This is a genomic window from Aeribacillus sp. FSL k6-2211, from assembly GCF_037966125.1.
GTDB classification, from domain to species: domain Bacteria; phylum Bacillota; class Bacilli; order Bacillales; family Aeribacillaceae; genus Aeribacillus; species Aeribacillus composti.
In genome coordinates, this window is sequence record NZ_CP150190.1 from 2269097 (window position 1) to 2282527 (window position 13431).

12 protein-coding genes, 1 riboswitch and 1 other annotated feature (1 of these 14 running past the window's edge) are annotated in these 13431 nt (G+C 40.6%); of the genes, 1 reads left to right on the forward strand and 11 read right to left on the reverse strand.

Going from position 1 to position 13431, the window contains the following annotated elements; all coding sequences use genetic code 11:
• Positions 1-43: 43 nt before the first annotated feature.
• The 11 genes from rny to NSU19_RS10905 all read right to left on the reverse strand — a co-directional run bounded on the left by rny (position 44) and on the right by NSU19_RS10905 (position 12359).
• Entirely contained in the window at positions 44-1603 is a 1560-nt protein-coding gene (rny, locus tag NSU19_RS10855; protein ID WP_063386730.1) for a ribonuclease Y, read from the reverse strand.
• A 248-nt stretch (positions 1604-1851) separates the two neighbouring features.
• The gene (gene recA / locus NSU19_RS10860; protein WP_063386751.1) at positions 1852-2862 is read right to left on the reverse strand and encodes a recombinase RecA; all 1011 of its coding nucleotides are present in this window, start codon (positions 2860-2862) and stop codon (positions 1852-1854) included.
• Between the two features lie 166 nt (positions 2863-3028).
• The gene (locus NSU19_RS10865) at positions 3029-4288 is read right to left on the reverse strand and encodes a competence/damage-inducible protein A (protein WP_339196468.1); all 1260 of its coding nucleotides are present in this window, start codon (positions 4286-4288) and stop codon (positions 3029-3031) included.
• A gap of 18 nt (positions 4289-4306) precedes the next feature.
• Positions 4307-4885, reverse strand: a complete 579-nt coding sequence (gene pgsA / locus NSU19_RS10870) for a CDP-diacylglycerol--glycerol-3-phosphate 3-phosphatidyltransferase (RefSeq protein WP_327862729.1) — start codon at positions 4883-4885, stop codon at positions 4307-4309.
• A gap of 54 nt (positions 4886-4939) precedes the next feature.
• Positions 4940-5827, reverse strand: coding sequence for a RodZ domain-containing protein (locus tag NSU19_RS10875; protein WP_339196470.1), 888 nt, complete (start codon positions 5825-5827; stop codon positions 4940-4942).
• Between the two features lie 15 nt (positions 5828-5842).
• Positions 5843-6637 (reverse strand): YmfK family protein, encoded by a 795-nt coding sequence (locus NSU19_RS10880; RefSeq protein ID WP_339196472.1) that lies wholly within the window; start codon positions 6635-6637, stop codon positions 5843-5845.
• Positions 6638-6783: 146 nt separating this feature from the next.
• Positions 6784-7041, reverse strand: coding sequence for a DUF3243 domain-containing protein (locus tag NSU19_RS10885; protein WP_063386726.1), 258 nt, complete (start codon positions 7039-7041; stop codon positions 6784-6786).
• Positions 7042-7114: 73 nt separating this feature from the next.
• Positions 7115-7825 (reverse strand): SDR family oxidoreductase, encoded by a 711-nt coding sequence (locus tag NSU19_RS10890; protein ID WP_339196474.1) that lies wholly within the window; start codon positions 7823-7825, stop codon positions 7115-7117.
• Positions 7826-7843: 18 nt separating this feature from the next.
• Positions 7844-9133 carry a pitrilysin family protein gene (locus tag NSU19_RS10895; protein WP_063386724.1) on the reverse strand — a complete coding sequence of 430 codons (1290 nt, stop codon included), beginning with the start codon at positions 9131-9133 and terminating at the stop codon, positions 7844-7846.
• A complete protein-coding gene (locus NSU19_RS10900) occupies positions 9130-10407 on the reverse strand; it encodes a pitrilysin family protein (protein ID WP_339196476.1) in 1278 nt (425 codons plus the stop codon). The genes NSU19_RS10895 and NSU19_RS10900 overlap by 4 nt, the downstream gene beginning before the upstream one ends.
• Positions 10408-10985: 578 nt before the next feature.
• Positions 10986-12359 (reverse strand): IS1380-like element ISGsp2 family transposase, encoded by a 1374-nt coding sequence (locus NSU19_RS10905; RefSeq protein WP_327847978.1) that lies wholly within the window; start codon positions 12357-12359, stop codon positions 10986-10988.
• 202 nt (positions 12360-12561) lie between these two features.
• A riboswitch (PreQ1 riboswitch) is annotated at positions 12562-12606 on the forward strand.
• A 9-nt stretch (positions 12607-12615) separates the two neighbouring features.
• Between NSU19_RS10905 and NSU19_RS10910 the strand changes: the two genes are divergently transcribed.
• Positions 12616-13104, forward strand: coding sequence for a QueT transporter family protein (locus tag NSU19_RS10910; RefSeq protein WP_339196478.1), 489 nt, complete (start codon positions 12616-12618; stop codon positions 13102-13104).
• A gap of 310 nt (positions 13105-13414) precedes the next feature.
• Positions 13415-13431 (forward strand) — a binding site (T-box leader) (it continues 206 nt past the right edge of the window).

The window sequence follows — 13431 nt, forward strand, 5'->3', positions numbered from 1 at the left end:
TAAATTGAAAAAAAAATAAAGCGGCACATTTTCATGTACCACTTTATTTGGCATATTCAACCGCACGAGTTTCCCTAATGACGGTCACTTTAATATGTCCAGGGTAGTCAAGCTCTTCTTCGATCCGCTTGCGAATATCTCTTGCTAATCGATGAGCTTCTAAATCATCTATTGCATCCGGTTTTACCATGATGCGAACTTCGCGGCCTGCTTGAATGGCGTACGATTTTTCCACACCTTCAAACGACTCGGAAATTTCCTCCAATTTTTCAAGCCTGCGAATATAATTTTCAAGCGTTTCACTGCGGGCACCCGGCCGTGCTGCCGATAAAGCATCAGCCGCTGCAACTAAAACCGCAATTACCGATGTCGGTTCTTCATCCCCATGATGGGAAGCAATGCTGTTGATGACAACCGGGTGTTCTTTATACTTCGTTGCCAGCTCCACGCCGATTTCAACATGGCTTCCTTCTACTTCGTGGTCAATGGCTTTTCCGATGTCGTGCAGAAGCCCTGCACGTCTTGCAAGGATTTGATCCTCACCTAATTCGGCAGCCATCAATCCGGTTAAAAAGGCAACCTCTATTGAATGCTTCAGCACGTTCTGGCCATAGCTCGTTCGAAATTTCAATCTGCCTAAAATTTTGATCAAATCCGGATGAAGACCGTGAACGCCAACTTCAAATGTCGTTTGTTCTCCGATTTCCCTAATATGCTCGTCCACTTCCCGCCGCGATTTTTCCACCATTTCTTCAATTCGCGCTGGATGAATGCGCCCGTCTTGAACAAGCTTGTCAAGCGCAATTCTTGCTGTTTCACGGCGAATCGGATCAAATCCTGATAAAATAACCGCTTCCGGTGTATCGTCGATGATGAGGTCGATCCCTGTCAACGTTTCAAGAGTGCGGATATTTCTTCCTTCTCTGCCGATAATTCTCCCTTTCATTTCGTCATTTGGCAAATTCACAACAGAAACGGTCGTTTCAGCCACATGATCTGCTGCACAGCGCTGTATAGCAAGGGAAAGAATTGCCTTTGCTTTTTTGTCTGCTTCTTCTTTCGCCTTTGTTTCTGCTTCTTTCACCATTACAGCAATATCATGAGAAAGTTCCTTTTCCACTCGTTCAAGGATGATTTGTTTCGCCTCTTCACGCGATAAACCCGAAATGCGTTCAAGCTCTATTTGTCCTTCTTGCACCATCTTTTCCACTTTGCTTTCCATCTCTTCAATATGCTGTTGTCTTTCATTTAGAGAATCTTCTTTTTTATCTAGCATCGCCTCACGCTTATCTAATGATTCATCTTTTCGATCGAGATTCTCCTCTTTTTGCATTAAACGGTTTTCTTGTTTTTGAAGTTCATTTCTTCTTTCGCGAATTTCTTTTTCTACTTCCAAACGAAGCTTATGAATTTCATCCTTTGCTTCCAGAAGCGCTTCTTTTTTCGTTGCTTCAGCTTCACGCTTAGCATCTTCAAGAATTTGTTCCGCGGCGTTTTTTGCACCCGCTATTTTCGCTTCAGCAATGGATTTTCGAACAAAATAACCAACAACTGCACCGACGATTAGGCCAAGCAAAATGGAGATGATTTCAATGAGTTCCATTCTTTCACCTCCTCTTGCTATGAACTTGTCACAAAGAAAGTGTCGGCATTACACATTTACTCTCCCAATAACATTTTCCAAAAAAATATGTTAAATATATTGCAAAAATGAAAAAATATACATATCCATTTTAAATGTGGGAATAACCCTTGTCAAGTTTTCATCTTGTCGAACAAAGGATGGGGCTTTTTTTGATCAAAAAAATAAGACCGGCTACTCCGCCAGCCTTACGCTAAGATGTGCGTACATTATTCATCCAAAAGCTCGAACGTTTCCTGCCCCTCTTGCACAGGTTCATTCGTTTCAAGGCCATATGCCTTGCGAATTTCTTGCTGAATGGCATCGCGAATATCCGGATTTTCGCGCAAAAATTGCTTTGCATTTTCTCTTCCCTGTCCTAAACGCTCCTCTTGGTAAGAATACCACGAACCGCTTTTTTGTATAATATCCAATTCCGTTCCCAGGTCGATGATTTCTCCTTCTTTTGAAATCCCTTCCCCGTACATGATATCAACTTCTGCCGTTCTAAAAGGAGGCGCTACTTTGTTTTTGACAACTTTAATTTTCGTTTTGTTTCCTACCATATCATTTCCTTGTTTCAGCTGTTCAGCTCTGCGCACTTCAAGGCGGACAGATGAGTAAAATTTCAGCGCGCGTCCCCCTGGAGTTGTCTCGGGATTTCCGAACATGACGCCCACTTTTTCCCTTATTTGATTAATAAAAATCGCAATGGTTTTCGACTTGCTAATGGCTCCTGAAAGCTTCCGAAGCGCTTGTGACATAAGACGCGCCTGCAATCCGACATGCGCATCGCCCATTTCGCCTTCAATTTCCGCTTTTGGGACGAGTGCTGCGACCGAGTCAATGACAATGATGTCGACTGCACCGCTGCGAACGAGAGCTTCTGCAATCTCAAGAGCCTGCTCGCCGGTATCGGGCTGCGACAAAAGCAGTTCATCAATATTAACACCTAAATTTTGCGCATAGACAGGGTCGAGCGCATGTTCCGCATCGATGAACGCTGCTTGCCCGCCTAGAGCTTGAACTTCAGCAATGGCATGAAGGGCCACTGTCGTTTTACCGGAGCTTTCCGGTCCATATATTTCAATAATCCGACCTCGAGGATATCCGCCGACGCCAAGAGCTGCATCCAATGCCAGCGATCCGCTTGGAACTGTTGAAACTTTTCGCTCAGCCTGTTCTCCAAGCTTCATTATCGAACCTTTTCCGAATTGTTTTTCAATCTGTTTTAACGCCATTTCCAAGGCAGCTTGACGATCATGATTCAATACAATTTCCTCCTTAAAAAATTGATAGCTTCAAAATAAATATACCGTGTTTTTTCCTGTTTGCCAAGAAAAAAGGGAACATTTATTCGTTTTTTAATTTTCATTATATAAAAATTAAAAAACCGGATGAAGACGCTCATAACCGGTTTTCCATTTCCTTTATTACATTCATTACATAGTAGCAGCCATAATTTGCCGTTCTGTGCCTGATCCCTTCCCGAGTACCGGAAAGATGAAGCTCAAAGACTGCCGTCGGCCGATCGTCGATTTGAATACCGATATAGACAGTCCCAACTTCTTTTCCTTCAGAAGGATCAGGTCCTGCCACTCCCGTAAAGCTGATGCCGATATTGCTGCCGGTCAATTTTTTTATATTTTCCGCCATTTCTTTCGCACATTCAGAGCTAACGGCTCCTTTTGTTTTCAACGTTTCTTCCGACACGCCAAGAACATGCTGCTTCACTTCGTTTGTATAGCAGACAATTCCTCCAAGCACAATATTCGAAGCGCCTGGAAAATGGGTCAGCTGTTCGGAAAAAAGACCGCCCGTCAAACTTTCTGCAGCCGAAATAGTATATTGCTTTTCTTTTAGAAGCTTCATAAGCTGCTCTTGGATCGAAGTTTCACCGTGTCCATAAAAATATCGGCCAACACGGCTTAAAATCTTTTTTTCTGTTTCGTCAATCAGCTTCAGCGCAGTCGACTCATCTTCATGTTTTGCTGTCAGGCGCAATGTTACTTCGCCGTCTTTTGCCAGCGGCGCGATGGTCGGATTTGTTTGCTGATCAATCAGATCCTCTATATCTGTTTCAAGCTGAGATTCGCCGATGCCAAAGAAACGAAGCACACGCGAGATGATTTTTTCTTTTAACCCGTAATGATATTGCAAAAACGGCACACCGTAGTTGATAAACATCGGCTTCATTTCTTTCGGAACACCCGGCATGAGCAAATATATAATTCCGTTCGCCTCTAACGCCATTCCTGGCGCCATTCCGTAATGATTTGGCAAAACAGTAGAACCTTCCAAAACTAATGCTTGTTTCCGATTGTTTTCCGACATTGTCCGTTTCGTCCGTTTAAAAAAATCCTCAATGTTTTTCATCGCCGCCTCGTCGATCACGAGACGTTTATTCAAAATACGTGCAATCGTTTCTTTCGTCAAATCATCTTTTGTCGGGCCGAGCCCGCCGGTAAAAATGATGCAATTCGACCGTTTTTTTGCCGTTTCGATCGCATGCTTGAGCCTCTCAGCATTGTCTCCAACGACCGTATGATAAAAAACATTAACACCTATTTCGGCAAGCTTTCTTGATATAAATTGGGCGTTTGTGTTGGCGATCTGTCCAAGCAACAGTTCTGAACCGACAGCAATAATTTCAGCATTTACATTCATACATTTTCCTCCACATGGTTATTTCGAATTGACAAACGCGTGTTTATTTTTCATGAAATAGTCCCATCCAGATAAAATGGTAAAAAAGAGCGCAACCCACAAAGCAATGTCTGCAAATGGAAACGAAATCCATTCAAAAGGTATATTATGTAAAAGCAAAGCGGAAATAGCCACAATCTGCGTCCATGTTTTTATTTTGCCGAGCATATTAGCTGCTACGACTTCTCCTTCCCCAGCCAGAACTAAACGCAATCCGGTTACGGCAAATTCACGGCTGATGATCAGAATGACAATCCAAGACGGAGCAGCACCTATTTCCACCAATATGATGAGAGCAGAAGAAACGAGCAATTTATCGGCAAGAGGATCTAAAAACTTTCCTAAATTTGTCACAAGTCCAAGCTTGCGTGCATAATATCCATCAATCCAATCGGTCGTCGAAGCTAAAATAAAAATGAGGGCGCCAACGACATGATTGACAGGAATAACTACTTCACCGACCGACCAATTTCCCCAGTTAAAATCGCCAAGCATCACAATCATAAATATTGGAATTAGCATAATTCTTGATACAGTGATTCGATTAGGCAAATTCATTTTGTACCTCCACTAGCATAAAGTAAGAAAGAATAAGCCATCTCGTACGATGACTTATTCATCCTTGTTATTTAAAATGATAATATCCTGCCGAACCATTTTATTCGGGTCCGTTTCATAAGAAACGGCTTCTCCATTCACTTGAATGGTCGTAAATCGAGCATCGCCTACAACGATTTTTGCTTCTTCTTCCGCTGTTACATCAACCGTTTTCTGCTCATTTTGTCGCATCATTCCTGCAAAAAACGATTTTCCTTTTCCGTTCTTCACTTCTATCCACGAATTCCCATTGGTTGAAATATCGATCACCAATTTGTCCGCATTGGACAATTCATATACGGTTTCTTTCCCTCTTACTTCTTTTACCGTCAATGTTTGCTTCGTTTCATTTTCGGCGTTCTCTTCTTTTTTCTCCTCTTGATCTGTTTCTTCAACCGAACGGTCTTTTTCATCGTCAATATTATTTTGCTCTTTTTTCTCAGGCTCCACGCCAGAGGTTTCTATTTTGACGGATTTTGTATCGTCCTCCGTCTGAACGCCTTCATCTGTGCTTCCACGCTGGGAAAGCACCCAAACGATAATCGCCACCAAAATAATAACAGCGATGACGGCAAGCTTCGGCAACAGCTCTAAAAATTTGGAAGCCGGCTTTGGAAGCTCTTTATGCGTTTGAACGCGGGACAATTTCTCAGGTATCTCATCATATGTACTTGGTATTTCATTTTTATACTGTTCAAATAAAACATCCGGATCAAGGTCAACCGCTTCCGCGTATTGTTTAATAAACGCACGCACATAAAAATTCCCCGGCATGATCGAGTAGTTTCCTTCCTCAATGCCGATTAAATAGCGCTTTTGAATTTTAGTTATTTCCTGCAAGTCATCGAGTGAGATGTTTTTTTCCAGCCTAGCTTGTCTCAGATGGTTACCTAACTCGCTCAAAACGTACCCACCTTTCTAAAAATCAAATCCATTATAAATTGAGTGGCCAAACGGCTGATGATTATTTTCTACGACGTCATACGTAATTTCTTCATCAGGGTGATGTCTTAGTTCAATAATGTAGTCGAAATCATCCAAAGTATATTCGGAGCTCTGAACGAAAATATCTGGATGCTCCACGACTTTCGTTGCCGAAAGCTGCATCACTTCCCGAACTAATTGCAAATGCTGTTCAGAGCCTCTTTTCATCGTGACGATTCCATCTAAAATAAACACGTTATCTGTCCGGTATTCATCAGCAATCAGCCTTTCCCGGACAGTTTGCTTCAGCATGGTTGAAGAGAGAAAAAGCCATCTTTTATTCGCACAGACGCTCGCCGCTACGATCGATTCTGTTTTTCCGACACGCGGCATTCCGCGTATGCCGATTAATTTATGACCGTCTTGTTTAAAGAGCTCGGCCATAAAATCCACAAGAATACCAAGTTCATCGCGAACAAAACGGAACGTCTTTTTATCATCTGCATCCCGTTGAATATAAAATCCATGACGGACAGCAAGACGATCTCTCAGTTTAGGCTGCCGCAATTTTGTCACTGTTATGTTGTCCATCGTATTCAGAATAGATTCAAGCCTTTTAATTTGTTCAATCGTTTCGCAGCGCAGAAGCATCCCGCGGCGCATATCATCAACGCCGTTAATCGTAACGATATTAATGTTCAGCATACCGAGCAAAGACGAAACATCTCCCAGCAGCCCCGGCCGGTTTTTTTGAATTTTATATTCTAAATACCATTCAGTTTTTTCCACCTTCAAAGACCCCCAAATAACACACCTATAAATTTATAATAAATCATTTTAGATAAAGAAGAAAGGATAATTGCAAGGAAAAAATAAAGGGCATCTTGGTCATTTCACCAAGTGCCCTAACTTGACAGTAATAAATGAACAACATCCTAATGAACGCTGTCATTTTGAACCAGTTTCACCATCATGTTGGCGATTGCATGTTGCTCCTCTTTTGAAGCGACACTCCACAGATCGTGAAGAATTTTTTCTTCAGGGTTTTTCGGCTCCACTTGCTTTGCTAAATAATCACCGATTTCATACGCTAAATTGGAAATAACCTCTTGGGACAATCCGCCGCTTTCTGCTTGCTGGAGGCGATCCGCCAAAAAATCTTTCCATTGATTCCAATTTTCCAATACTGACATATGTTCCCCTCCTTTATCGTTTAATCAATTTTTATTTTCCCTTGATCATGCAGTTTTTATACGGGAGAGGGAATCAGCAGTACCATCCTCCATTGACAGCAATCACCTGACCTGTAATGTAGGAAGCTTGCTCGCTAATAAGGAATAAAACAACATTCGCGACTTCTTCAGGATTTCCATTTCTTTCAAGGGGGATGCTGTTTTTAATATCTTCCAATTCTTCAGGAGAGAATCGATCATTCATACTTGTATCGATCATGCCTGGCGCAACGGCGTTGACGCGAATATTGGAAGGCGCTAATTCCTTCGCTAGTGCTTTCACAAAGGAAATTTGCCCCCCTTTTGCCATGGAATACAAAGCTTCACAGCTGGCTCCTGTCTGCCCCCATATAGAGGAGATGAAAAGAATGCTTCCTTTTTGTTTTCTTATCATTCCACTGACTACTTTTTGAGTAATAAAAAAAGGCGACGTGAGATGAAGCTGTATAATTTTTTGATAATCTTCCATCAAAACATCTTGAATCAGTCCGTAGTGGGAAATACCGTTAGCAAAAATAAGAGCATCTATAGAAGTTGGAATGTTTTCAAGTAATTGTTCCGTCCCCCTTTCCGATGACAAATCCGCATAAACTGGAATGATCTGATCATATAACTTCATTGCTTCTTTTAACGGTTCAATGTTTCGAAAGTATTGAGCATAAATTTGATATCCTTCCTGAGCCAATTTTTCTACAACCGCTTTTCCGATTCCTCCGCTGGCTCCAGTTACTAACGCTGTTTTCAAGATTTCCCCTCCGCAATATTATGATTTCGGCAAAACTTGGAAAACTGTTAAATAATCTTCATCAATCGCTTCTTTTAAAACTGCTTCAATCGTGTCCATGTTTACATTTTCTAAAGCTTGCACAACATCGAACAGATTCATTTCGTTAAATTGATACCGGGTAAATTGATTGGCGATAAATTCAGGAGAATTAAAAGCCCTTAAAAAAGAGCCGATTTTTTTCTTTTTGGCGGCTTCCAGCTGCTCATCGGTAAATAACGATTGCTTGCTTTTCATAAGAGCTTCTTTTATATATTCACTCAGCTCATCCGGCCGGTCGGTATCGCCGCCGACCATAGCAAAACCGAAGCTGTACTCCTCTGTATAATCGAAGCTGAACGTATCATCAATGAGCCCTTTTTCATACAATTCCAAATAAAGCTTTGAGCTTTTGCCAAAAAGCATTTCTAAAATTAAATTCATGGAAAGCTCATGCGTAAGCAGCTCTTCCCCTTTTCGGAAAGGATGTTTTGCCTTTAAGCCAACTAAGCATTTCGACGACTTGACATTCATATAAATTTTTTCACTCGTTTTAAACACTTCATCTCTTTCATGTACTTGTTCACGAACAATATTGGTTGGCTTTTTAAAATCTTTTTTTGCCTGATTCTCTTCCACTTGCTTGATAATTTTTTCCGGTTGAACAGGCCCGATCACAAACAGGAGCATGTTGCTGGGATGGTAAAACGTTTCGTAGCATTCATAAAGCTGCTCTTTTGTAATTTGATTTATCGAATCAATTGTGCCGGCAATGTCAATCCGTACTGGATGGCTTTCATACATGTTTTGGATGAGTCCAAAATAAAGCCGCCAATCAGGATTGTCTTGGTACATGTTGATTTCTTGACCTATAATGCCTTTTTCTTTTTCAACGGATTGGTCAGTAAAATAAGGACTTTGGACAAAATCTACTAACGTTTCTAAATTTTTTTCAACATTTGCTGTGCTGGAAAAAAGATATGCCGTTCTCGTGAAGGATGTAAATGCATTGGCCGATGCCCCTTGTTCACTAAACTGTTGAAATACGTCCCCATCCTTTTTTTCAAAAAGCTTATGTTCCAAAAAGTGAGCAATACCGTCCGGGACGTGAACGATTTCCTCTTTGCCAATTGGAACGAATTTATTGTCAATAGAACCGTATTTAGTGGTGAATGTCGCATACGTTTTATGAATCCCTTGTTTTGGAAGGACATAAACATCTAATCCATTTTCCATTTTCTTATAATAATACGTTTCTTTCAGTTGATCGAATGTAATTTCTTTTATCATAAAGATCCGCCCCCTTTCAAAAAATAAACCGTATCCAGTTGAATTTTTTCAGCAAGCTGGACGATTTCGTCTTTTTGGACCTTTTCTACCCCTTCGATCCATTCTTCAATAGTTCGGTTTGTTTTCGCAACAACATTGTGGTACAGCACTTCCGTCATTCCGTAAGGGGTATCGATTGTTTCCAGCAACTGATTTTTGATCACCGCTTTCGTTTGTTCCAATTCTTTATCTGTAAAATCTCCCTTTTTCATCGCTTCCATTTGTTCATGAATAATCGTGAGAGCGCGTTCGTAGTTCTTTATTTCAATTCCTGACATCACCATTAACAAGCCTTTATGGCTTTCCACTCTCGAGGAAGCATAATAAGCAAGACTGTTCTTTTCGCGAACGTTTAGAAACAGCTTCGAATGCGGAAATCCCCCAAAAATGCCGTTAAACACTTGCAATGCGTAATAATCATGATCACTATATGTTGTGTGCGTGCGGTACCCGATGTTCAATTTCCCTTGGGTAATGTCTTGTTCTTCGATAACTTCGTTAACCTTCTCAATTTTTTTTTCAACACTTTCAGCCCTAGCTTGTTGATTGGATTTTGTTAAACGGAAATATTTCCTGACAATATCAGCCACTTGTTCGTTTTCAATATCCCCGATCACAAATAAATCGACTTCATCATGCTGCAGCATGTTTGTATAATAATCCGTCAGCTGTTGAGGAGAAATTTGGTCGATATGCTCTTTCTCTCCGTTGACATGCAGACGGTACGGCTCAGTTTTGCACATTTCTTGGATTAAACGTAAATTCGCATAACGCATTTTATCGTCATAAACCGCTTGAATGCGCTGTTTTAATGTCCGCTTTTCTTGTTCGATAATGCTTTCATTGAACACCCCTTCTTGAAAAGGAGGCGAAAGAAGTACTTCGGACAACAATTCGATCCCTTTTTCCAATAAAGGTGTCTTATCTTTTAAAAATTTTTCATTCGGGATTTCCATCCGGAACGTAATGATATGGTTTTCTCCCTTTTTGGCTAAATCGACTTGCAGTGTTGCACCGTACAAATCATCCAAATATTTCCTTAATTCAGTTGTGGATGGGTAGGATGCTGTACCTCTTTGCAAAACATGGGGAAGCAAAGCTCGAATGGTTACATCCTTTTCCGATAGCGGCGCCTTTAACCTTAAAATGAGTGAATTTGTTTTAAAAGCATTTGATGAAACGGTATGCAGCTGAATCCCGTTTATTTCGCTTACTTGCTCTTGTAAAAAACCCATTCTATCCCTCCTAAGCTGAAAGCTTTCTATATGATATTGTTTCCAATCATGAAAAAACACGTTATTAGTAATTATATCAATCATAGGATATTGAAGGAAATCATAACGAAATGAAATATTATTTAAAGTTTACATAATTAAATTACTGTTAATTATTTAACAAAAAGCAGGGATGCCTCTAGCCAGATCAGCTGACTTATGACATCCTTCTTATGTATAAAATATGGGTATACTATACGATAACATGCAGGAATTAAAAAGTCTTTAGCAGATTCTCGGAGAAAACATACTATTGATCGTTGCCCAATACTTTTTTGTGTGTTTCAGTTTATTGTTCAATTTTAAGTAAAAAAATACCATATACTTAAAAACCTGAATCCGTGATGAATTGAAATCGACTTTGATTTTGTTGTAATTTTGATGGATTGATAATCCATAAAACCCTTTTTATGCTTATGACCTATGTCATCTCTATTTCCGAAAATGGAACAAATCTCTTTTTTAGGTATACGAACCAAAAAAATAGACAAAAAAGCACAGGGAGTGACGTTGGACATCAGTGCCCGAACATTCGTTCGTTATCTTGCCTCTCTCCATTTCTGATAGACGTTCAGTAGGGGCTCGCTATAGCCACTCCTTCGCGTCAGTTTCATCCAGATCTGTCGTGATCGACGGACGAGTCGCCCTGCCATCGTGATCACCGTCTGAATAATCGTCTTGATGCGGCGGCGTTTCACTTTGTGGTGCAACGGATGTCTCGGATCGCTTAATAGATCTTGTCCAATCAGACGAAGAAGATTGTAAACGAAGGCTCCCATGACCAACACGAGCGCATTCGTTTTCATCTTCCCAGATGGAAGCCGCTCTAAATCTAAGTCGCTCTTCAGTTCGCTATGAAACTGTTCGCATGTCGCATGGTCATGATACAACGCGAGCACATCGCTCATTCGAACATGCTCGTATCCTTTGAGCCGCACCCAATAGCTTTCCACTTCATAATCAGGAACGAGCATCAGCTGTCCATTGCGTTCCATCGTCCGTTCCGTCACTTGGGTGACTTGAACGTACGTATACGTGTTTCCATCGATCGCTGCCTTCTGTGGAAGGCATAGCTCATAGGTTTGTACTCCTTCGCTTTGTCCATCATCGACACGTTTGCCCTTTTGCGAAGCGATCTGGAACCAAAGCGCTGTCGATTCTCGGCGTAAGTTTCGCTTGATGACAAAGTCCACGTCTTCCTTTAGGCATACGTGCACATTCGCTTCTGCATCGTTTCCTGCATCCATGCGAACAAGCAGACGAGATGAAGTCAGTTGACGAGCTCGACGGATAGCGGTGACTAAAAACGAGGGCATGTTGTCTTGCACATGTTGTTTCCCTGGACGCAACTCGGCATGAACGAGATACCCTTCCTTCCCTGCATACGCAAACAACGGTGTAAAACCGTCAAATCCTTTATACGTTCGACTGACTCCTTCTTTTTTCGTATCGGAGTTGTCAAATGGGGAACCATCTATATCAAGGGGAAGCCATGTCGTCTTTCCTTTGGTCCAACAAGGGGACAAAGTGGCATGTCGTTGAATCAACAGACGTATGGACTCCTCCCAAAGAATCGTTTCGGTCATCGGAAGACAAGCGAGCTGATCGAGTCGTTGTCGCAAGGTTGGAGAGGAAGGCACGTGCTGAATCCCCATCGATGCCGAAAAGATATCGTCCTGACGATACGCTTCGATATGATCGAAATCCGTTTTTCCTGTGGCAAGCAAGCCAATCATCGAGCGAATGACATCGCTATGGGAAATGTGCACTTCTCGACGAACCGTTGGAAGCCGAAGTGCGTTTACCCGTTTATCCAGTTTCGTTCGATGGAGTAAGTAGCCAACGAGAGCAAGCCCAGCACTTGGGGTAATCGCTTCATCTGTCAATACAAACCGAATCGGGAAATCTTTCATCACATCACCTACTTGATGAAGAATCGTCAACGTCGTTTTCCCTTATCGTATCAACGGTTTGCGACCATTGTAAAGATGTTTTGTCACGGATTCAGGTTATTATAAGAGTTTTAAAAATTTGGATTTTTTATATTTTTTTTGGTAATTTTAAATAATTGACTTTTACTTTTTATTTTATTAATATATAATCTTGTGTTTCATAAACACCGTGGTTCGAAACCATCCCACGATAAAAAACTAAGGAGCTGTTGAAAAAATGAATAGTAAAACAAAATTTTTAGCGACGACAGCGATTATTGCAGCACTTTACTTTGCAGTATCGATGTTAGTTGCACCGTTCGCATTTAAAGAAGTACAATTTCGTATTTCTGAAATGTTTAACCATTTAGTCGCTTTTAATCCGCGCTATATGTTAGGCATTTTGCTTGGAGTATTCATCACTAATTTATTTTCACCATTAGGGCCGATAGATATTTATTTTGGAGTAGGCCATTCACTTTTAACTCTTGGAATTTTCATTTTAATTTGTAAGTTTGTGAAAAATATTTGGCTTCGATTAGTGATTAACTCATTTTTATTTACATTCACAATGTTTATTATCGGTATTGAATTAAACATCATGTATGAAATTCCATTTTGGTTTGCATGGTTAACGTGTGCAATTGGTGAATTTGTCGTCTTAATTATAGGTGCACCAATTATGCACTTTATAAATAAACGTCTTAAATTTAAAGATTTAATATGATAAGCAGGAGAGGTAGGGTTAGCACCCACCTCTTTTTATATTTTTAAAGAAGCTACTTGTAAAATAAAACCCTTTTAAATCTAGTGCTTCTCCCTTCTTGATTTTTCTAATGAAGAAACTGCTTAATCGTTCATTCTGTAATTTACCTCCCCCCAACCTTTTCAAATGAAATCAATCTATTTTTTCTGAATACATTGACAATATAGAAATATTTTTATAGAATGAAATTTACATAATCGTTCGGAATTGGCATTCGCCATGAAGAGCTGAGCAGAGTTTAGTTTAGTATGAGAATAGTTGAGAATAGCCGAGTAAATTGATGAGTAA

Bases quoted from the DNA above. Each gene is read 5' to 3' on its own strand.
- NSU19_RS10895 (WP_063386724.1), bottom strand. From the start codon at position 9,133: ATGATAAAAGAAATTACATTCGATCAACTGAAAGAAACGTATTATTAT.
- NSU19_RS10900 (WP_339196476.1), bottom strand. From the start codon at position 10,407: ATGGGTTTTTTACAAGAGCAAGTAAGCGAAATAAACGGGATTCAGCTG.
- recA (WP_063386751.1), bottom strand. From the start codon at position 2,862: ATGGCGTTAAAACAGATTGAAAAACAATTCGGAAAAGGTTCGATAATG.
- pgsA (WP_327862729.1), bottom strand. From the start codon at position 4,885: ATGAATTTGCCTAATCGAATCACTGTATCAAGAATTATGCTAATTCCA.
- NSU19_RS10865 (WP_339196468.1), bottom strand. From the start codon at position 4,288: ATGAATGTAAATGCTGAAATTATTGCTGTCGGTTCAGAACTGTTGCTT.
- rny (WP_063386730.1), bottom strand. From the start codon at position 1,603: ATGGAACTCATTGAAATCATCTCCATTTTGCTTGGCCTAATCGTCGGT.
- NSU19_RS10905 (WP_327847978.1), bottom strand. From the start codon at position 12,359: ATGAAAGATTTCCCGATTCGGTTTGTATTGACAGATGAAGCGATTACC.
- NSU19_RS10910 (WP_339196478.1), top strand. From the start codon at position 12,616: ATGAATAGTAAAACAAAATTTTTAGCGACGACAGCGATTATTGCAGCA.
- NSU19_RS10885 (WP_063386726.1), bottom strand. From the start codon at position 7,041: ATGTCAGTATTGGAAAATTGGAATCAATGGAAAGATTTTTTGGCGGAT.